The sequence below is a fragment of the Myroides odoratus genome (genome assembly GCF_001549985.1).
GTDB classification, from domain to species: domain Bacteria; phylum Bacteroidota; class Bacteroidia; order Flavobacteriales; family Flavobacteriaceae; genus Flavobacterium; species Flavobacterium odoratum_A.
The window spans coordinates 1-22,474 of the sequence record NZ_LROZ01000004.1; the positions used below are offsets into that span (position 1 = coordinate 1).

Consider the following 22,474-nt stretch of genomic DNA (forward strand, 5'->3'; position numbering starts at 1 on the left):
GGTATTACGTTTCCAACCGCTTTTAACGGTATGATGGTTTACAATACTGGTTCGGGATACACCATGGCAGATGTATCAAAATCTGGAAAAGTAGTATCAGTTAAGCCAGGGTTTTATTATTTCCAAAATACAGACAATGAAAATGGTACCAGTGTTGCTAATGGTTCTTGGAAATCAATCGGAGCATCTGGTTCTAGTTCTATGGAAATAGGTCCAGCACCATGTACAGCTGTAGCAGCCGATGGTACAGGTTGCGATAATGAATTTACTGTTACAGATCCTGATTGTTTGGGCGGACCTTTTTCTATTGTTGTAGTAGGTGGAGGTGACTATGCGTCTATTTCAGAGAAAGATGAAACTGCGGGATCTTTTCGTTTATCTTTTTTACCTAATAATTCGGTTAATGTACGTGCAGTGATTGTTCGTGTAACAAGTTCATGTACTGGTCTTTACAAAGACTTTTTGTTTACACAACAAGGTCAACCTTGTGACGAAGGTTTAGGTAAAGCCCCATCAATAAGTGGTAATAAGAATGTTTCTTTTTGTGCAGGTGGGGCAGCTTTTCTATCAGTTCCTTCTAATACTCCTGATTTAGATCAGTTGATTTGGACTCGTAATGGAGTGGAGGTAGCGCGTGGAGTATCGAGTATAACTGTTACTCAGACTGGTGTTTATGATGTTTTTATGGGCAATGTAGGCTGTAATATTTTAGCCGGAAATGCGGTTACAGTAACACGATCTACTACAATTGCCCCTTCTACTGCTAGTTTTATTGTAATTGGTAATAATGGAGTAGCTTGTTCAGCAGGCGGAACTGTGGATTTGATTGTAAATTCAGTTACAACAGGTACAATTGTTTGGTATAAAAATGGAGTGAAAACATCCAAAACTGGACGAAAAATTCAAGCAGAAAAAGGTGTTTGGTTTGTAGTTGTAGAGGATGGTTCATGTAGTTCATTACCATCCAAAGAAGTTGAAGTTACAGAGAATTTGGATGGAGTATCATTAGATATTCCTCAAATGAAATTAAACGGTACGGCGATAACTTCAGGCTCTACTATAAGTTTATGCCAGGGCGGATCAATGTATCTTCAAGTGGGAAATCCTGAATCTAATGCTCAATATATTTGGTATATCAACAATGAAGAAGTTTCCAGAGGAGTAAGTGCTTACATTCCAGTACCTTCGAATCAGTTTGTTTTGCGAGTTCGTGCCACAGGGGCGGGTTGTTCTACAGAAGCATTGGTAGAAGCTACTGTTATTTCAGGTACAGCCCCTAATGTTCCTTTTATTATGGCTAATACAGATGCGTTGTGTGGTGGACAAGCCATATTAACAGCTGTTAATTCGCCTACAGCTACATCATTTATTTGGTTCAAAGATGGTGTTGAAATAGTAGGGCAAACAACAAATTCCATTACGATAACGGGTACGGGTAAATATACAGTGATGGCTGTAAATGGTGGGTGCAGCAGTATTGAATCTGCACATAAGGAGATTATAGCTTCTGATTACGCTACGCTTTCATGGGTAAGTAATCCAGTATCTGTTAATAAGGGTGAAAATAAAACTTTTGCTGTAAGCCTTGATTTTCCCCAATCAGCTCAATATACTTGGTCAGTGACTGGTAGTGCACAAATTACCAATGGTCAAGGAACATCTTCAGTTAATATAACCTTTCCTGTTGATGAAAATGTTACAATAAGTTGTATAGCAAAGAATGCTTGTGGAGATGCAACAGGAAGTCCTATATCTCAAACTGTAACAGTAAGTCCACTTTGTACGAATGTAGGTAATATTACTGTAGCTCCTTCTCAAAATGTAAATACAACACTAAATAAAGTAGTAACCTTAAGTCTTTTTCCAGGTACAGGAACACAGCCATATTCCTATAAATGGTATGAAGGAACTATTGGTGATAAATCGAAACCTATAGTTTCTACAATTAATTCAATAACTATATCTAAATCTATTACTGGAACTTATTATTATTGGGCAGAGGTTAATGCTGGAGGAGGATGTACTACTATTGTGAATTCACCACAGTTTACAGTAAATGTTACTCAGGATCCTGCCACACTTCCTATTGGTACCGGTATTTTCACTGGAAAAATTGTTTTTGATATTGCCCAAGGTAATAATGGGATTAATTCATGTGGTACTCTTATCAGCCGTGCCACTCAAAAAACCGTTTTCAGTAATCGAACTCCTCAGGATAATACAAGTGGTCCTTATACGGGGGTTCAGGTCTATACCTTTACACCTAGTGGATCAGTGAGTAATGTACGATTTGAATGGGAAGACCCTCTTTCAGGAGGTATTATCCAAGAGGTCACTCCTAATGGTACTTATTCAGGAAGTGGTATTTCTACTCCATGTAAGGTAACAGTAAAATACAACCCGAATCTAGATAATACGTTGAGAGGTCTTACCCGTGCCCAGGCATTGAAGGCCAAATTGTATGTAGTTTACACTAGCGGTGGTTCAGATAAAAAACTAGAATTGAACTTAAGCTTTATGGATTGTTTATCTTGTGGAGCCAAAACGACTACAGGTGATTGGCTGACATTTATGTGCCACAACTTGGGAGCTGACGAAAGTCTTGATCCGTTTGTATGGAAATCAGACAACTTTTTTATAGATACGGACATCAAAGGTTCATTGTACCAATGGGGGCGTCGCTCCGATGGACATCAAAAACGTAATAGTGCTACTACCACTGTACTAGCTACTTCTATTACTCCTAATAATTCATATTTTGTTACTTTTCCTGGAGGATCACTAAGCGGAGATTGGTTGAGAGGAGGTGGACAAACTTCCCGCTGGGGAAATGGTACGCAGAATGCAAATATGCCTAAGGGTGTTAATGATCCATGCCCTGCCGGATTTAAACTACCTACCCAACAACAGTGGGCATCTATTTTCCAAGCTGCAACAAGTGGCGCTCCTAATACTGCTACGGCAAACACTTGGACGTGGACGGGTAACGGCTACAAAGTAGGAGACAACTTATATTTACCAGCTGCTGGTGGTCGATATAATGGACAGGATAAAGCAGGAGAACTTGCTAATCCAGGTAGAAGTGGTTATTACTGGAGTTCTACAACTAACCCTGGTAGTGATTCAGCAAAAATTCTATACCTAACACAAGATTTGGTGAATACAAGTGTAGGTCTTGTCTTTGGCTGGGGAGTACCAGTACGTTGTATTGCAGAATAATCAATATCAGAATGATATTTATCTTGTTGGGGAATTTTCTCCCCAACAAGTATTTTAAAAAAATATTTTGAAAAAAAATAAGAGATGAAAAAAATATACCAATACATTGTGGTTGTGTTTTTACTTATGATAAGTAAAGGGTTTGCACAAATTAATGTACCAATGGTACCTAATACAACTATAATAAGTGACCATCCATTTTTAGATGCATCCGAATATAGTAATAGTACACCCAACAATCAAAACAAAGGTTTGTACTTTCCAAGTACCGATTTAACCAAGTGGATGTTTAAAACTGAGAATTTAGATGGTATTACGTTTCCAACCGCTTTTAACGGTATGATGGTTTACAACACTGGTTCGGGCAGTACTTTAGCAGATGCTTCTAAATCAGGGCAAACAGTAATTGTAGAACCAGGGTTTTATTATTTTTACAACCCAAACAATGCAGAAGGCACTTCGATTGCTAACGGATATTGGAAAGCTGTAGGCATTTCAGGAATTATGTCAGAATCTTGGTACAGTGTAGTGTCAAAAGAAGCTGCAACTAGCAATGCAGAGAGTATTTACCAAATGGGGCAAGTAGGTATTTATACGGATAGTCCTGATCAGTCTGCAGCCTTAGATATTCAATCAGGTAGTGTCACTAATAAAGGGGTTTTATTTCCCCGCATGACCACGGCTCAGCGAGATGCTATAACAACTCCAGCCACAGGTTTGATGATCTACAACACCTCGCTCAACTGTTTGCAAACTAATACAGGAAGTACAACCTCCCCTGTATGGAGCTGTACAGGAGGAGACCCTTCCAGTAATGGCTCGGCAACAGTAAGTAGCTTTAATTGCGCAGGTAGCACCTTAGGTATATTAAGTACTGGCGTTTCAGCCAATGGAATTACTCACATAATAACAGCAGATGTAACCAAAGCAGGGAACTATGTTATCGCTGCTACTAGCAATGGAGTTACCTTCTTCGGGAGTGGCGTCTTTGCCGGAACAGGCCCTCAGGAGATTATCCTTACGGCCATTGGTACTCCTATAGAGGCCAAAACAACAACATTTACTCTTAATACAACCCCATCCTGTAGTTTTGACATTAATGTACAAAACGGCTCCTCTAATGGGACAGCAGCGGTAGAGAGCTGGGATTGTAGTACAGACTCTACAGGAGAAATGATTGTAGGACAGCAGGTATCAGGAGTTACCCAAACGGTAACAGCGAATGTTACGACAGCCGGCACATATGATATACAAGTAACTAATGACGGTGTAACATTTTTTGCATCGGGTACGTTTGCAGGTACAGGAAATCAGACCATAGTTTTACAAGCTTCAGGCGTTCCTTTGAGTGCAGGCACGTACTCTTATTTGTTGAATGTGTCTAACAGTTGTAATTTTACACGTTCAGCAGTATCCAAAACTTTGGTGAGTGAGTTGAACTGTTCACAAGCCGTACCAACGGACGTGGTAGTAGCAGGCGTTCCTGTCAATGGATTATTCATAGAGTTGCCTTATAAAGGCGGTAATGGTACATCTTTTAACAATATGTTGATCAGGAGTACAGGGGTAACGGGCTTAACAGCAGTTTTGAACCCAGGAACCTTAAATAATGGCTCAGGAAAGCTAGTGTTTAACATCACTGGAACCGCTCAGGGTACGGGAGATGCCGTTTTTTCTGTAGACTTTGGAGGAGTAAGCTGTGAATTTAAACTGAATATCGAATTGCCAGGAGCTGTAGCAACCATTCAGTGTGGAGCAGGTACGCTTACAGGATCAGCAAAAGCAGGAGAAACACTAACAGGGGTAACTTATGCCGTTACGTATACCGGAGGTAATGGAGGATCTTATTCGTCACTTTCTGTACCATCTTCAGGTGTTCCAGGTCTTGTAGCAATTTTAGATGCTGGAGTTTTGGCGAATGGAGATGGCGGTGTAACCTTTACAATCACAGGTAACCCCACTAAGGCAGGTACAGCAAATTTCAATTTTACTTTTGCGGGCAGTACATGTAGTTTTAGCATCCCTGTTGCTGCGCCAATTGCTAGTGTGACAGAATTAGACTGTACTTCAGCTACTTTCAGCCCAACTCAGGCTTATTATGCAATCCCTGTTAACGGAACGGTACTGGTGCCTTATACCGGAGGTAATGGAGGTGTTTATTCTACCCAAATCATCAACTCAACAGGGGTAAGAGGTTTGACTCTTACATTGCAAGGAGGTACCTTAGCAAGTGGGAATGGAAACTTTCAGTTTACGATTTCAGGTACGCCAACAGTAACAGGCAGTACAGGAAATTATGCTATTTTTTCATTACAATTTGGAGGAGTACAGTGTTTAACAGAACTTAAAATTGCAGTGACAAATTCACCATCATTCCTGCCACAAGGAAAGGGTACTTTTTCTGGTAACACATGTTTCGATGTAGCAGAAACCGATGGTGCTACAGGTTGTGGACCTTTGTCTTCAAGACAAGCTACAAAGGCAAATTTTACCCAAGCATCTACTTATATACAACAATATAAGTTTACCCCTGTAGGTACTGTAAGTAATGTAAGATTTGAGATAGTACCTAGGGGAAATGCAGCTATTGTAGAAAGCTCTAGTGGAGGGAATGCAGGTAATAATATTACAGCGCCTGTAGTTTTTACGGTACACTATAAACAAAATCTGAATGCTCCTGCAGCACAAGGAGGAGCTGCGGGACTCACTAGTACTAATGCTTTACAAGCAGATATTTATGTAATCTATAACAGCTCACCAACAGGAGGAGGAACAGATTACCGTATAAAAATTACTGTAGATATAAAAGATTGTGCTTGTTGTATGGCAGATATGGGAGGAGGGGTATTTAGAAATTTCCTTTGTCACAACTTAGGAGCAGATACATCCGCAGATCCTAATATACCTTCTAAAGAAATTATGGGAGGATATGTGCAATGGGGCAAACGAGGACCTATAGGAGTAACAGGAGATTCTACGATAGATTGGCAAACGGCACCTAATGATGGTCCTAATGGATATAGAGCAGCACCAATGGTTGATTTGAATACTGTACAAATTGCAAATTGGAGCACTATGGTAATAACAGACAACAACAAATCTTTCTGGGAAGTTTCAGAAGGCAAAGGGATTAATGATCCTTGTCCTAGCGGCTACAGAATACCAACCTCTGAAGAATGGAAAGCTGTTCTAAATAATAACAAAATTACTAAGATAGGTAACTGGGGTAGTTCTTCTGCTACTATGCCAGAAAGCCAAAGTTATACTCAAGCAATTCGTGTGGGACCTAAAGATGGAGATGGTAGTGTTGCATGGTTAACTTTACCTGCAGCAGGAAATACTTCAAAAGATGTTGCATTTAGAGGGAATGGTGTAACTCTTTGGTCTACTACGTCAGCTTATAGATCTGGTAATGCGCCAGAAGCTTTTGCGTTCTTTGTACAGCAAGGTTATTCTACAAGCATGCCAAGTGTTGGATTTGTTGCTAGAGCTGTAGGAGCACAGGTTCGTTGTATCCAAGAATAAATGTGATTAATATTATCATCTTGATGGGGAACTTTATTTCCCCATCAAGTATAATAAAGTAAAATATGAAGAAAATATATTTAATTTTTGTTGGTCTACTTATTATGGAATCTTTATACAGTCAAGAAATTGAACTTCACTTTCCTAAGCTGGCTGGTAAGAAGGTAACTATGCTTCTGAAACAAGGAACAATGCTGGATACTATATTCTATTCGACTTTGGATAAACAGGGAAAGGCTCTTAGTATACCTTCACTGCCACATAAGGACTATAATGGTTTTGTAAAGTTGAACTTTGAAAATGGCTCAGGAATAGATTTTATAGTGAGTTCAAATGAATCGCCTACCATCTACAGCAAGGAAGAATATCCTAACGGAGGTACCGTTATCTTTAGTAATTCTCCCGAGAATGAATCATTACAACAATGGTTTATGTCCCAAGCTATACGTGGAAAAAAAACAGATATACTGAAAGAGGCTCAGTTTTTATATAAAGAAGATAACTATTTTTATCCACAATTGGTAAATGAAATTCAGAATCTTAATCAAGAGCAGTTGAGATTTGTAGATAGTTTAAATCTAAGTCCTTTATATGCGTCAAAATTTATACAGTTTTATAATTATTTGAATAATGATATTACAAGTCTCTTATATGCTGATTCTGCGAAAATTGAAAAAACTAGGGCTTTTGTAAAGGACAGCCTTGATGTGGATTATCTTTTTACCTCAGGTTTGTGGTTTGAAACACTTAATGGCTTATTAGTAATTTATGATAATGGTACTCCATATCATAAAGATTTTATTAAGGATATGGAAAGTTTACTAAAAAGATGTAAATATGATGAAACCTACATAGCTTTAAGTGAAAACCTATTTACTATTTGTGAGACTTTAGGATGGAATGACTTAGAGGAACAGTTAGCTCATTTTTTAATAAATCATGAACGTATAAAGAATCCTATAGGAAAATTACAAGTATTAATGAACCTATACAGATTGACTAAAGGAAGCAAAATCCCTAATATAACTCAAGGGGAATTGCCTAAGGGAAAATTATTGATTATTTTTTATCAAAATGGTTGTAGTAATTGTGACAGGGAAATGGAAATACTTAAATCCAATTATAATACTATAAGGAAAAAGGGCTATGAAGTAGTGTCTATAGCAGCAGATATTGATCAAGAAGAATACCAAAAATCATCAGATCTTTTCCCTTGGAAAAACAAATACTGTGATTTTAGAGGTTTTGCAAGTCCTGATTTTAAAAACTATGGTGTAATTGGTACACCAACTTATTATGTAGTAAATGAAAAAGGGGTTATACAAGGTCGTTATGCACGTTTGCAAGACACTGAATTATTGAAATAATAGATTTTAAAGTGGGATATAATACTATTAATTAATATAATAATGAAAAAAATATATAAATACGCATTCGTTGTATTCTTTCTTGTAGGAGCTAAAAGCTTTGCACAAATTAATGTATCAATGGTACCTAATACAACTATAATAAGTGACCATCCATTTTTAGATGCATCCGAATATAGTAATAGTACACCCAACAATCAAAACAAAGGTTTGTACTTTCCAAGTACCGATTTAACCAAATGGATGTTTAAAACCGAGAATTTAGACGGTATTACGTTTCCAACTGCTTTTAACGGTATGATGGTTTACAATACTGGTTCAGGCAGAACTTTGACCGATGCTTCAAGAGCTGGGCAAACAGTAACTGTAGAACCAGGGTTTTATTATTTTTATAACCCAAACAATGCCGAAGGAACTTCGATTGCCAACGGATATTGGAAAGCATTTAATGCTGGAGACGCTCCAGCACAACCGTGGTATGATGCAGCTACTCAAACACAAGCAACTGATAATACACAAAATATTTATCAAATGGGTAGAGTGGGAGTTTATACCCAAAACCCAGATGCCACTTTACAAATTCAAGCTTCTGGGCAAGCAGACCAACCAGATGGGTTATTAATACCTCGTATTTTGTTGTCAGATCTTCAAACAAAAGACACAGCGTATGATGTTGCACAAAATGCTACTTTGATATATGTTATAAACGATTTAGGTAATGGTCTTCCTGTTGGACCTCCTGGAGGTGGTGTTGGTGGTGTTGGTCCTGGAGGTCCTGCTTCAAAAGCAGATTATGTACTTGAGAGCGGTTTCTATTATTATGATGCAAACGATTTGTTATGGAAAGCTTTACAAACAAAAGCATCTAACGGTTTAACGCAAACGCTATATAATGAAGTTAAGTTGGGAGGTCAATTAACAGAAGCTACAAATATTACAGGAACAAGCAGACTTACATTTGCAACACCAACTACAATTTCAGGAGAGTTAAAAATAAGTAGTGGTACACCAGGTACAGGAAAAGTATTAACATCAGATACTACAGGTAATGCTTCATGGGTTGTACCTTCAAACTGGAGTTTACAAGGAAATCAACTTACTGGAACCGAATTTATTGGTTCTACCAATGATGTAGATTTAGTATTTAAAAGAAATAATATAATAGCTGGGGCTATAAGTACTCGTAACACTTCTTTTGGTCAGGAATCATTACTTAATAATACATCTGGGTATGGAAATGTTGCAATAGGTCGTAATGCATTAAAAGAAAATACGACAGGAGCTGATAATATTTCAATTGGACATGGTGTATTAGGCCTTAATACGATAGGAGATGGTAATATTGCAATTGGAGGAGCAATGATTGGTAATATAACTGGTAGTAGGAATATAGCATTAGGTCCTAGTGCTTTGTACTTAAATCCAGATGGAAATGATAATATTGCTCTCGGTTTTCTTGCTTTACGTAATAATAAAAGTAACGGTAATATTGCTATTGGAATGGCTGCAATGATGGAAACGAACTTTAATGAAAATAATATAGCAATAGGATTAAGTAGTCGGGTTTCTGAAGGTGTCAATAATTCTATAGTTATTGGTACAAAATCTAAAGCCACTATTAGTGATGTTATGATTTTAGGTAGTATTAATGGAGAAAATGGGTATAACAAACCTTCTACTAAAGTTGGTATTGGTACTACTGCTCCTGTTACTTCTTTACAAATAGATGCTGATACTACTGATAATACTAGGGCAGATGCATTAATAGTTCCTCGTATGACAAGAGTACAACTACAAGCAAAAGATAATGCTTATGGTACTGAACAAGACGGTGCAATGGTATTTGTTACTGTAATAAATGGATCAGTTACAACTAAAACAAATAACATAACTTCTAGAGGTTTTTATTATTATGATGCTCCTGTGGGACTATGGAAATCATTTTGTGCTTGTCAATCAACCCCACCAGTCATTTAGTTAAAAAATTAATAAATTATCTCTATAAAAGAAATATGTTTTTTATAAAATAATATAAATAAAATTGTTAATATGAAAAAAAATATAGCCTTACTATCTGGAATAATGCTGGCAAGTTTTGCTTCAGTAGCCCAGGAAGTTCATCAAATCACCAATATAGGTACTATGTCAATACAACCTCAGACTAAAGTTTCTACCTATTTTAACTTTGTAAATACTGCTTCAGGAAATGTGTTCAATGATGGAGAGTTTTATTTTCATGATGATTATGAAAATGATGGACTATTCGCTTTTTCATCTACTCAACGTACTGGAAAAGTTGTGTTTGAAGGTGATAACAAGAGTATTCAAAATATTAGTGGAGATTCACCAAGTATTTTTTATAATGTGATATTTAATAAAAGTGGAGATGATTATTCTTTTAATTTGTCTAATGATATTTCGTCTGAAGGTAGTGTTGATTTTATGGATGGTATTGTCTGGGTTAATAAACAAGAAGGTGGCGCATTTCTTTTTTTAAAAGGGGCTACTCATGTTAATGCTTCAGATAAGAGTTATGTAGAAGGGGAAGTAAATAAAAAAGGGAATGAGATTTTTAAGTATCCTATTGGTAATAAGAAAAAATATCGCTATGCGAAGATATCTGCTTCAAAAAATTCAAAAGATGTTTTTGTAGGTAAGTATGTATTTGAGGATGAAGATTTTTTTAATAAACACGTTACTAAATCTGGATTGATTCAAGAATTAAATAATAAAGAATATTGGATAATTGATAGAGCAGATAATACTGCAGGTGACATTTTATTGACTTTGAGTTGGGATGAGCGTACAACACCCGCTACATTATTGAATGATGTTGAAAATAACATGCATATTGTTCGTTGGGATTCAGATCAAGAGTTATGGGTTGATGAAGGAGGAGTCGTTGATATGTCTTCTAAAGAAATTACAACTATCTCTACAGTAAAAGGCTATGGGGTCTTTACACTAGCAACAGTAAAAAAAGGTTGGAATTTAGAAGGAGACGTTGTCATTTACAATCTTGTGACACCTGATAATGATGGTAAGAATGATTACTTTATTATAGAGAACATTAACAAATATCCTAATAATCGTGTTGAAATTTACAATCGTTGGGGAGTGAAGGTTTATGAGACTACTAATTATGATTCAAATGGAGATGGTAGTACTAACGTATTTACAGGTTATTCTGGTGGTAAAGTTACAGTTGATAAAAATAAAAAATTACCAAGTGGTACTTACTATTATGTGATTAACTATGAGTATAAAGATGATAACGGTAGCCGTATGATTAGAAAAGCTGCTAATTTACATTTAGAATCCAATTAAATATTAAAGTAGATGAAAGCAATAAATACACTAAAAACGATTTTTCTTGGAGGTTTTGTTTTGTTTTGTTTAGAACAGACATATGCACAACAAGATTCACAGTACACCCAGTATATGTATAATCATTCGAGCTTCAATCCTGCTTATGCTGGTAGTAGAGAAGGTTTGAATATTTTTGGATTGTACCGCACTCAGTGGGTTGGGCTAGAGGGAGCACCTAAAACAGCAACACTATCGGTGAATACTCCTCTAGGGGATTCAGGTTTGGGATTAGGAGTGAATTTTATGAATGATCACTTAGGAGTGATGGATGAAAATACCTTATCTATTGATTTATCATATGCTATTGATTTGAATTATGAATATAAATTGGCCTTTGGATTAAAGGGATCGGCAAATTTACTAGATGTAAACTACAGTAAATTACATATTTATAATCCAACTGATCCTGTTATTGAAAGCGATATTAAAAATGAATTTACACCTAATATAGGGGCGGGATTATTTTTGTATTCAGATAAATCATATGTTGGTTTATCTACACCGACTTTGTTAACGCGCTCCCGTTATGATGATAATAATGTTAAAACGTTACGCGAGAAAATGCACTTATATTTAACTGGAGGATATATTTTTGATTTAAATCCAAATTTGAAGTTTAAACCTGCTACTATGGTAAAATTAGTACAAGGCTCTCCTTTACAAGTTGACTTAACTGCCAACTTTATGTTTGTAGATAAGTTTACACTTGGAGCAGCCTACCGTTGGGATGCTTCAATAAGTGGTCTTGTAGGAGCTCAAGTCTCTGATAATATTTTTGTGGGTTATAGTTACGATGCGGATACAACAAAACTAGCTCGTTATAGTTCAGGATCACATGAGATTTTTATGCGATTCACTTTGTTTAATAGTTTTAAGCGTATAGTAGCGCCTAGATTTTTTTAAAAAGTTAAAATTATGGGTAAAAATATAAAAAAACTTACTTTGATGTCTATGCTTTTAATAGGTGGATCTATTGTTGGATATAGTCAAATTAAAAAAGAGAAACAAGCGGATAAGAGCTTTAATCAAATGGCTTATGTAGATGCAATAAAAGTATATGAAAGTATTGCTAATAAAGGGTATGTAAATACATCAATTTTGGAGAAATTAGCTGATTCCTATTACTTTAATGGTAAGTTGATAGAAGCAAATAAATGGTATACTGAATTATTTGATGGCCATTATCAAGATAAAAACTTGTCCGAATTACCTTCAGAATATTATTATCGTTATTCACAAACTTTAAAATCAGTTGGAGATTACAATAAATCTCAACAAATGTTGGATCAGTTTGCTATTATAGAAAACCAAGACTCTAGAGTAGATTTATATAATAAAAATAGAGATTATTTAACTTATATAGAAAATCATTCAGATCGCTACAGTGTCACACTTTTGGATATTAATAGTAAGTATTCTGATTATGGAGGAACAATTTTAGATAATAAGTTTGTTTTCACTTCATCGCGTTCAATGAATAATGATAAAAATGGAATTCATTCTTGGAACAATGAAAGTTATACAAGTTTATATGAATCTAAAATTGCCTCAAATGGTTTTTTGGAAGAACCAGTACTTTTTGCACCGGAAATTGATTCTAAAGTTAATGATGCTACAGCTGTTTTTACTAAAGATGGGAAGACGATGTATTTTACTCGCAATAATTCCAAATTGAGTGGCAATAGTAAGCAAAATAAAGAGAATTTTTCTTTTTTAAAGTTATATAAGTCAGTCAAGCAAGCGGATGGGAAGTGGGGACTAGTAGAGGAATTACCGATTAATTCGGATAATTTTAATACAGCCCATCCGGCCTTGACTCCTGATGATAAATGGTTATATTTTTCTTCGGATCGTAAGGGTACATTGGGACAGTCAGATTTATATCGTGTTGCTCTGTATGAAAATGGAGGATATGGACCAATAGAAAATTTAGGAAAAGTAATTAACACAGAAGGAAGAGAAAATTTTCCATTTATATCCTCAGATTATCAATTATATTTTTCTTCTGATGGCCATCCTGGTTTAGGAGGTATGGATGTTTTTGTATCAAAAATATATCCTGATGGTAGTTTAGGCCCTGTTAGAAATATGGGAAAACCAATAAATAGTAGTTTAGACGATTTTGGTTTCTATTTTGAACCTAAACAAGGAAAGGGATTTGTGAGTTCAAATCGAGTTGGAGGTAATGGTTCTGATGATATCTACTTAGTAGTAGAAAATCCTTGCAAAAAAATCCTTGAAGGAAAAGTATATGATAAAGATACTAATGAAGTATTATCTAATGCTACTGTTATTATTTCAGATGCGTTATATGAGAAAAGCGATACAGTTTATACTAATAATAGTGGAAATTTCATAACCTCTCATCTAGAATGTGGTCATAAATATCGTATAAAAGTTGAGAAAGAGTTTTATAATACTGTTGAAGTTGTTTTAAATATAAATCAGGAACAAGAAAATAAAATAGTAAGTATAGGATTAGAGGAAACAAAAAAATTATTGACAATAGAGGATGATTTATTTGAAAAGTTAGAACTTCAACCTATTCATTTTGATTTTAATCAATCAAATATTCGGAAAGAAACTGCTATTGAGCTTATGAAGGTTTTGGAAGTTATGAAAGAGTATCCAACGATGAAAATTGATATTCGATCTTATACTGATAGTAGAGGAAGTGAATCTTATAATAAGACTTTATCTAATCAACGTGCCCAATCAACTATTAAGTGGATGGTCGATCATGGTATTGATCCAATGCGATTAACAGGACGAGGATATGGTCAAAGACATTTACTGAATAATTGTGGTAAAGGTGTAAAATGTACTGAAGCTGAGCATGAAAAGAACCGAAGATCTGAGTTTATTATATTGGAGATCTAATTTCTAGTCTATTTGTAGTTTGTTGAATTAGGGTTGAAATGGTTTCTTGACTATTTTAGCCCTTTTTTAGCCCTTTTTTATTTCATTAATTTGTTAAAAAATAAAGTTATTTATTTTTTTTTATTATTTTTAGTGTGTTATTATTTTTAATTTATTTTTTTTGTTAAGTAATTGGAATTATAGAGATGCTCCGGTAATTATTAAATATATAGACAATAATAAAATTTTAGGATAATCATTTTTTTTAATTCAAGATGAAAATAATAAATCACGATTGTGCAATCAACTTAGATTGGAGTACTATAGTTGCAGAATCTATGGGAGGTAATGTTGATGGAAAATTTATAAGAGGAAATAATTCTTTTTATGAAGGTACTCATTATCTAACTCCCATCGAATCAGATATTTTTGTTATGTTGACAGATTTATACTATAAAGAGGATGCTACCATAAGTTATAAATGTCAAGGAGTTGAATATATAGGACTTTACTTTTATATTACAACGAGTGATGTCAATTTCACCATTGATAACAAATTTAATTCTATTGGAAGACTTAATTACAATTTTTTGATTATTGATTCAAATGTTTTTTCCGAATACAAAGTGGAAAAGGGAACTTCTGTATATTCAATTTGTGTTTTTGTTAAGCGTGATACTTTAAAAAATATTTTTTTTAAGATTCCAAATATTAAACAAAATGTGCACTCAATTTTTGATGCAAATCAAAACATAATTGTTTATATGGATCGAATGCCTAGTAGTAGTTCAGCTTTAATTAATGATTTTAGAAAAATCTCTTATCAGCATTTGTATTTTGATAATTTTCTTAAGGGACTCGTATATGGTTTGCTAAATAATTATTTAGAAAAATTAAATACAAAAAAAATCATCATTAGCGATGTTTTAAATGAAGATTTTCAGAGAATATTATATTCTAAGATTAGCCTATTAGAGTCTTTAGAAGGACAATTTCCAGGTATAGATTTGCTAGCTAGTGAAGTATCCATGTCTACTTCAAAGTATAAGAAGTTGTTTTTAAAAATCACAGGTTTACCTCCTAATAAATTTTTCTATACAAATAAACTTTATTATTCTAAGGAATTGTTGGAATCAAGAAATTATCGAGTAAATGAGATAGTAGAAAAGTTGAATTATGGTAGTAGTTCTTATTTTGCTAAAAGCTTTAAAAAGATGTTTGGCGTGTTCCCAAAAGAATATCAAAGTTACTTTTAATTTATTTTTATGAAAGATTCTTTATTAAAATTCGGACATGAGTTTAGTTTAGATCCAAAATGGTTGCGAAAATTTGTTTCGGAATTAGGTTGTCAATTAGTTGATGATAGGCTACTGATTTTCCCTGAAGATATAGCCCAAGGAGGATCCTATTTTTTAGAAATTTTACCTGATGTTTCAGTGCTGGTAATTGATATGAAATTTATGCAGTCAATTGAATTTACTCGTTTTCCAAGTATGGATGAATGTTGGATTATTTATTATGACATGAGTGAATTTTTAAATGAACATATCTTAGAAGGAATTAAACATATTACAGGTATAGATTCGAGTTTTACTTTTGCAATAGTTGATAGTTCTATTAGTAGTACTTATCGAGCAAAAAAGGATGAAAGAGTTTTTTTTTTAAGGATTTTTATCAGAAAAACTTTTTTAAAGTCAATGTTAAATGATGATATATTATTGGCTAAATTTAATTTTTTGTTAATTGAAAATCAAAAATTTTTCTATGGATTAATTGATAGTAAGAGTAAAATGATGCTTTATAAATTACAACAGTATAAAATTGACGATTTTAATTATGAATTTATACTAAAAAGTGTGTCGTATAATTTATTAGGGTATTTTACCGATAGATTAATCTTAGATATTTCATCGTCAAATATGTATGTAGGTGATCGAGAAGCTATAATTAGAAGCCATAAATTTTTACTTTCTAATCTTTATATTCCATTTCCTGGTATGATAGCACTAGCTAAATATGCTAATATGTCTGTTTCAAAATATATTAATCTCTTCAAAGAGATATATGGCTTAACACCAGTTAGTTTATTTAGAAAGGAGAAATTATTACTAGCAAAAAAATTACTAGAGAGTGGTGAATTCAAACGAGTATATGATGTGGCATATTTTTTAGGTTTTCAAAAAGCATCTTATTTTTCATTATTATACTATAAAGAGTTTGGTTTATACCCCATGGAAAGCGTATATCAAAAGAATAATAGTAATAGAATTATTAAGAGATGAGTTTAAGTTTTGTAGAATACTAGCTACTAAAAAAAAGCTTTTTTTTTTGTTTTTATATTTTTTTATGTATCATTTGAAATATTCAGCACTTGTATTTTTGTATCATAGTTATCCTGAATTAGAAATTTAAATTTTAAATGATGTTTTTAAAAGATATCCACATTGGGAAATTCTTAAAAGAGAGAGTAGAAGAGTTAGAAATAGAATCATCAAGGTTGTCTGATTTTTTAAATATGAGTGAAGAAGAAGTTTTAAAAAGTTATGAAGAAAAAACGATTTCAACCGAGTTGTTATTGAGATGGTCAAAAATTCTAGAGTACGATTTTTTTAGACTTTATAGTGGGCATTTAGTGTTTTATTCTCCACAACGTGTAGACTTGACTAATCTAGCAAAAAAAGAAAGTAGTTTGCCTACTTTCAGGAAGAATATTTATACAAAGGAAATTATTAATTTCATAATTCAACAGATTCTAACTAATGAAAAAACAAAAAGGGAGGTAATAAAGGAATATAATATCCCTAAAAACACTTTATATAGATGGTTACACAAATATTCAAATATTGAAAATAATGAAAAATGGACCTAATTATAATAATATTTATAGAGATTTAATTGAAAAGCAATTCCCAGAAAGAGTAGAAGAATTTTCTTCTCTTTTATCAGTAGATATAACAAATAGTATACAAGTTATAGAACTTAATAATTTGTTGTTTTATCAATTTGATAATATTAAGGAATGGAATAATCAAAAATTCAAGTCTTATGATTTAATTAGTGTTATGAAGATTTTGAAATTTCAAGAGGAAAATTCTCTTAGTAATGTAGATGTGTCTAATTTCTTTAGAATTAGTAGAAATACTTTAGCAAGTTGGAAAAAGAAGAGAAAAATGTTTAATATTTAAAAAAATACATTAACAGAAATAGAATTATGAATAACAAAATCTTGTCAATTATTTCTTACATCACTTTAATAGGATGGTTGGTAGCATATTTTATAGGGAAAGAAAAGGCAGATGATTTATTAAAATATCATTTGAAACAAGCTTTAGGGGTGCTTATTATTGCCATAGTATTTAATATTATAGTTAGTATAATTGTATTTATGGCACCTTTCTTATCCTTTATAGGATACTTTGGAATTATTTTCTTGGTTTTTATAATTTTAGGTATAGTAAGAGCCTCGAATTCTGAAAAAACACCATTACCTCTAATTGGTAAGTGGTTTGAAAATAGTTTCAAATTTATTGACTAATTCCATAATAGAAGCTCCTATTAAGGAGCTTCTTTTTTGATACTGTTAGTTGAAAGTATTTCAATAATACTTATTTCTTAAAAAAACAACAATAAAAAACGATATGCAATATTGAGTTGATGTTTTATTATTTGGCTTAGTTCAACTCCTAGTGCATAAAATCTTATATTAATAATTTTTTAGTAGTTCTATTAGATAAGATTGGATGAAAACATAATAAAAGTATATTATTGGAGTACTTGCCTTAATAGTTAAATTAATAATAATGAATGAAGAAATTAAATTATCATCTACAAGAGATATACTAAATAAACTTAAAATTAAATTAGGATTTAAAAAATCAAATGAATTAGCTAAATTTATTGGTGTTAAACCTAATACAATCTCGTCATGGATAATTAGAGATTCAATGCCTTGTCATATATTATTAGAGATATGTTTAAAATATAATATAGACTTGAATTATTTATTTTTTGAAAATAGTTTTATAAAAAGTCTTGAGAATAACTATGTTAAAGTTCCTATTTTATATATTCACAATTATTGGGATTATTATTTTAATCCTATTTTTAAGAATACTGAGATAATGCCTGTTATTTATTTACTTAAAGATTTCGATTTTGATATTGTTATAGAGATTGCTGTAGAAAATGAAAAATCACTAAAAAGTAAAATTCTTTTTACTTTCTGTAAGAAAGTGAGTTGGGATGAATTAAAGATAGAAGAAACTTATATTTTTTTAGTAAAGGATAAAGGTTTTTTATATGCTAAATTGGTGGCTATAGATTTTGATTTAAATTTCTTACAGCTTGATTTGGGTAATAAAAAGAGTGTCAATGTGGATCTTAAAGATAGTTTAGAACTTTTTTTGTGTAAAGGTTTTTATAATCATGTACAATAGTACTTCTTTTTTTATTAGATTTATTTTAACGTGCAGTTTAATTTTAGTACTCTTTTTAAGAGTTTTTAGTGGCGGTAAGTTGAGTAAAATATATTCCTATAAATTAATTAACTTTTAAAAAATCTCAAATGAAACATCAACATCTATTTGAATTAATGGAAATTAGTTCAGTAGTTTTTTTGTACGGTATTACAAGTATTATACTGATACTTAAACTGATTAGATATTATAAGCAGAAAAATCGAAATTGATTATGTATGTTAGTTATTTTTAGTATTAAATAATTGTTTAAAAAGTAGTTCAATACGTTTTAATTTTAAAAAAAATGGAGTGCCTAATGTGAAGGCTTTCCCTTTTTTGATATATTTTTTAGAATATTTATTTCCTAACGCTTTATTGCAATGGTTATTTTTTTTTTTTTGTTGATATTACGTTTCGATTCGGGTCTGTGTTTACATTCAAACTGTATCACTTATTCTGTAGGCGGCTTCCTTAAAAATTAGATAAGGAAGATCTGCAAAGGAAATATCTTGATATTTGATATTGATAAGCGTACGTTTTATTACTGAAGAAAGAATTATGGTTGAATCGAAAAACAAGAGTTGAAACGTTTAAAAGCGCTTGAAAAGGAAAATCGAAAACTTAAAAATATATATACAGATGTTAGTTTAGACAATAAATGCTCAAAGATATCTTGTTAAAAAAGATCTAAGTACTGCAGATAAAGTAGAATGGGGGAGCCTACAGTGACTTAACAGTATAAAATATTTTCTACATTACATATAAATATTGTTTTTTTCTGTGATTATATGATTTCTGGTGAAAAAAATATTGATATATGATATTATGCTATAAATCAAATGAAATATGGAGATTCAAATATTGGTATTATTTATAGAACAGAAATTTCTGATAATCTTAAAGCGATAATAGTTATAGGTTATAGAGTAAAGGCTACTAGCTTGTATTCTATAATTCTTGGAGCGAAGAAGAACGATATTCGGATACTGAACCTTTTACAAAAGTAGGTATTGGTACTGTGACACTTGTTGTTATTTTAAAGATAGATGCAGGTATCTTTGATAATACTAGAGCAGATGCATTGATTATTCCTCGTATTACATTATAAGATCTAAAATCAAAAGATGATGCTTATAGTGCTGAACAAAAAGGTGTAATGATATTTGTTAGTAGTGTAGTCGGTACATCTATAGGTAAAATAATTAATGTTAGCTCATGAGGTTGTTATTATTATGCCCAAGTTTTTGGGGGAAATAGGTGAAATTTTTGAGTGCATAGTGATTAAACTTATTGTTTTACGATAGTATATTTAATTAGTATGAATGCTAAAAAACGCAAGTGTTTAATTTCTATTATTTATATATAAAATGAATAAACTACAAAAATATTCTGTAATTGCTTTTTTATCTATAGTAGGTAAGGGCTTAGCACAAATCAATACGTCAATGGTACCTAATACGACCATTACATTTGATCATCCATTTTTAGATGCGTCTGAATATACAAATGGTGTACCTAACAACCAAAACAAAGGATTATATTTTCCTAGTACCGATTTAACCAAATGGGCTTTTAAAACCGATAATTTAGACGGTATTTCGTTTCCAACAGCTTTTAATGGTATGGTTGTTTATAATTCAGCAACAGGTAATACTTTGACAGATGTTTCTAAATCAGGGCAGGTTGTTGCTGTTAAACCAGGATTCTATTATTTTTTTAATCCCGATAATGCAGATGGAACTTCAGTAGTTAACGGATATTGGAAATCATTTGAAGGTGGAGATATTCCTGGGCAACCATGGTATGATGCTACTACTCAAACACAAGCAACTGATAATACACAAAATATTTATCAAATGGCCAGAGTCGGGGTTTTTACTCAAAATCCAAAGGCTACTTTACAAATTGAAGCTTCTGGACAAGCAGACCAACCAGATGGTGTATTAATACCTCGTATTTTACTTTCTGATCTTCAAGCAAAAAGTGATGATGTTTATGATTTTGCTCAAAATGCTACCTTAATTTACGTTATAGATGATGTTAATGGTTCTGGTTCTGGTTCTGGTTCCGGTATGCGTGCATTTTCATCAAAAACACAAAATGTTATAAGAACTGGCTTCTATTATTATGATGCAAAGGCTTATCAATGGAAAGCTATCGAGACAAAAGTAGCTAATGGACTAACCTTAAATCAGTATAATGTTATTACGCTGGGAGGTCAATTGTCACAAGATACCAATATAACAGGAACGAAAAGATTAACAGTAGCAACCCCTATAACTATATCTGGTGTATTACAAGTAAGTAGTGGTACGCCTGAGGTAGGTAAGATATTAACATCTGATAATGTGGGTAATGCTACATGGGTTGCTCCAAAAAATAGCTGGAATTTAGAAGGAAATCAACTTACAGCAACTGATTTCATAGGCTCTACTAATAATGTAGATGTAGTGTTTAAAAGAAATAATATAATAGCTGGGGCCATAACTAGTTCAAATACTTCTTTTGGTTACGAATCATTACTTAACACTACTTCTGGTTATAATAATGTTGCAGTAGGTGGTGGTGCATTAAAAGTAAATACCACAGGAGCTAGTAATATTGCAATTGGAAGGTCAGGATTAATTTCTAATATGACAGGAAGTGCTAATATTTCAATTGGAGGAGCAATGGTAAGTAATATTACTGGTAATCAAAATATTGCAATTGGGGTTGGGGCTTTGGACTTAAATAGAGATGGAAAAGATAATATTGCTCTCGGATCTTTTGCTTTGCGTAATAATAAAGGTAACGGGGGTAATGTTGCTATTGGAGTAGCTGCGTTGGCAACATTGGAATCCAATGAATATAATGTAGCAATAGGAACATATGCTATGCTTTCTGAAGGTGTTAATAATTCTATAGTTATTGGTGCAAATTCTATGGCCACTAATAGTAATTCTATGGTTTTAGGTAGTATTAAAGGTGTAAATAATCATGATAAACCTTCTACAAAGGTAGGAGTTGGTACTACGGCACCTGTTACTACTTTACAGATAGATGCAGATGTAACTGATAATTTAAGAGCGGATGGTTTACTATTACCTCGTTTGACATTAATTCAGCTTAAATCTAAAGATGCAGCTTATACCACCCAACACGATGGCACATTAGTATTTATAACAGATAGTTCTGGATCTAGTACTTATAAGACGCAAAATGTAAAATCAAGGGGTCTTTATTATTATGATGCTTCTACTGGAGTATGGATACCATTTTGTACTTGCCAAATGCCACCAGTCATTTGAGTTAAAAAATCAGAGCTTCGATTTTGAAGTGTTTTAAATAATGAGAGTGAAATAAATATATTTTTAACTTAAAATAAAACGATAGTAAAGGGTAGTTTGTTTTATATATTAGTGTAGTATAATGGTATAGACTACTATTTAAATATTAGACTTTTAGAATGTGGTTAGCTTAGTTGATATAAAGCTCTCAATTATATTTCGCTAGTTTGTTGTACTAATAGTAATTTTAGTAATACTATTTTTAAGAAGTAATACAAATGTATTTAAATATAAATTTAATTTTTTTAGACACCATTAGTTAAAACTATTGGTGTTTTTTTGTATAAATAAATTGCGAGGTATAGTGTTAGAATAGTTGTGTTTTAAAAAAAGGTTGAATATAATATCTTTA

13 protein-coding genes and 1 pseudogene are annotated in these 22,474 nt (G+C 32.7%); all 14 read left to right on the forward strand.

What is annotated here, in order from left to right:
* Positions 1–3,219 (forward strand): annotated as a pseudogene (locus AWV75_RS05845) (FISUMP domain-containing protein); the annotation flags it as partial.
* An 84-nt stretch (positions 3,220–3,303) separates the two neighbouring features.
* A complete protein-coding gene (locus AWV75_RS05850; RefSeq protein WP_060873496.1) occupies positions 3,304–6,744 on the forward strand; it encodes a hypothetical protein in 3,441 nt (1,146 codons plus the stop codon).
* Positions 6,745–6,809: 65 nt separating this feature from the next.
* A complete protein-coding gene (locus AWV75_RS05855; RefSeq protein WP_060873497.1) occupies positions 6,810–8,111 on the forward strand; it encodes a peroxiredoxin family protein in 1,302 nt (433 codons plus the stop codon).
* Between the two features lie 120 nt (positions 8,112–8,231).
* Positions 8,232–10,088: a hypothetical protein gene (locus AWV75_RS05860; RefSeq protein WP_156424175.1), complete on the forward strand. Its 1,857-nt coding sequence runs from the start codon at positions 8,232–8,234 to the stop codon at positions 10,086–10,088.
* Positions 10,089–10,160: 72 nt separating this feature from the next.
* The gene (locus tag AWV75_RS05865; RefSeq protein ID WP_082711042.1) at positions 10,161–11,438 is read left to right on the forward strand and encodes a gliding motility-associated C-terminal domain-containing protein; all 1,278 of its coding nucleotides are present in this window, start codon (positions 10,161–10,163) and stop codon (positions 11,436–11,438) included.
* Positions 11,439–11,450: 12 nt separating this feature from the next.
* Entirely contained in the window at positions 11,451–12,383 is a 933-nt protein-coding gene (locus AWV75_RS05870) for a PorP/SprF family type IX secretion system membrane protein (protein WP_060873500.1), read from the forward strand.
* A gap of 12 nt (positions 12,384–12,395) precedes the next feature.
* Positions 12,396–14,360: an OmpA family protein gene (locus AWV75_RS05875; protein WP_060873501.1), complete on the forward strand. Its 1,965-nt coding sequence runs from the start codon at positions 12,396–12,398 to the stop codon at positions 14,358–14,360.
* Positions 14,361–14,614: 254 nt separating this feature from the next.
* Positions 14,615–15,595 (forward strand): helix-turn-helix transcriptional regulator, encoded by a 981-nt coding sequence (locus AWV75_RS05880; protein ID WP_060873502.1) that lies wholly within the window; start codon positions 14,615–14,617, stop codon positions 15,593–15,595.
* Between the two features lie 9 nt (positions 15,596–15,604).
* The gene (locus AWV75_RS05885) at positions 15,605–16,621 is read left to right on the forward strand and encodes a helix-turn-helix domain-containing protein (protein WP_060873503.1); all 1,017 of its coding nucleotides are present in this window, start codon (positions 15,605–15,607) and stop codon (positions 16,619–16,621) included.
* A 140-nt stretch (positions 16,622–16,761) separates the two neighbouring features.
* Positions 16,762–17,208, forward strand: a complete 447-nt coding sequence (locus tag AWV75_RS05890) for a transposase (protein ID WP_060873672.1) — start codon at positions 16,762–16,764, stop codon at positions 17,206–17,208.
* Positions 17,192–17,524: a hypothetical protein gene (locus AWV75_RS05895; protein WP_156424176.1), complete on the forward strand. Its 333-nt coding sequence runs from the start codon at positions 17,192–17,194 to the stop codon at positions 17,522–17,524. Before AWV75_RS05890 ends, AWV75_RS05895 begins: the two co-directional genes overlap by 17 nt.
* Positions 17,525–17,550: 26 nt before the next feature.
* Positions 17,551–17,874 (forward strand): import component protein, encoded by a 324-nt coding sequence (locus AWV75_RS05900; protein ID WP_060873505.1) that lies wholly within the window; start codon positions 17,551–17,553, stop codon positions 17,872–17,874.
* 265 nt (positions 17,875–18,139) lie between these two features.
* Complete coding sequence (locus AWV75_RS05905) at positions 18,140–18,775, forward strand: helix-turn-helix domain-containing protein (protein WP_060873506.1); 636 nt, start codon at positions 18,140–18,142, stop codon at positions 18,773–18,775.
* A gap of 1,388 nt (positions 18,776–20,163) precedes the next feature.
* Complete coding sequence (locus AWV75_RS05910) at positions 20,164–22,083, forward strand: hypothetical protein (RefSeq protein ID WP_060873507.1); 1,920 nt, start codon at positions 20,164–20,166, stop codon at positions 22,081–22,083.
* The last annotated feature ends 391 nt before the right edge of the window (positions 22,084–22,474 follow it).

Coding starts and splice junctions, on each gene's coding strand:
- AWV75_RS05855 (WP_060873497.1), top strand. CDS start 6,810: ATGAAGAAAATATATTTAATTTTTGTTGGTCTACTTATTATGGAATCT.
- AWV75_RS05900 (WP_060873505.1), top strand. CDS start 17,551: ATGAATAACAAAATCTTGTCAATTATTTCTTACATCACTTTAATAGGA.
- AWV75_RS05885 (WP_060873503.1), top strand. CDS start 15,605: ATGAAAGATTCTTTATTAAAATTCGGACATGAGTTTAGTTTAGATCCA.
- AWV75_RS05910 (WP_060873507.1), top strand. CDS start 20,164: ATGAATAAACTACAAAAATATTCTGTAATTGCTTTTTTATCTATAGTA.
- AWV75_RS05870 (WP_060873500.1), top strand. CDS start 11,451: ATGAAAGCAATAAATACACTAAAAACGATTTTTCTTGGAGGTTTTGTT.
- AWV75_RS05895 (WP_156424176.1), top strand. CDS start 17,192: ATGAAAAATGGACCTAATTATAATAATATTTATAGAGATTTAATTGAA.
- AWV75_RS05880 (WP_060873502.1), top strand. CDS start 14,615: ATGAAAATAATAAATCACGATTGTGCAATCAACTTAGATTGGAGTACT.
- AWV75_RS05850 (WP_060873496.1), top strand. CDS start 3,304: ATGAAAAAAATATACCAATACATTGTGGTTGTGTTTTTACTTATGATA.
- AWV75_RS05860 (WP_156424175.1), top strand. CDS start 8,232: ATGGTACCTAATACAACTATAATAAGTGACCATCCATTTTTAGATGCA.
- AWV75_RS05875 (WP_060873501.1), top strand. CDS start 12,396: ATGGGTAAAAATATAAAAAAACTTACTTTGATGTCTATGCTTTTAATA.
- AWV75_RS05890 (WP_060873672.1), top strand. CDS start 16,762: ATGTTTTTAAAAGATATCCACATTGGGAAATTCTTAAAAGAGAGAGTA.
- AWV75_RS05905 (WP_060873506.1), top strand. CDS start 18,140: ATGAATGAAGAAATTAAATTATCATCTACAAGAGATATACTAAATAAA.
- AWV75_RS05865 (WP_082711042.1), top strand. CDS start 10,161: ATGAAAAAAAATATAGCCTTACTATCTGGAATAATGCTGGCAAGTTTT.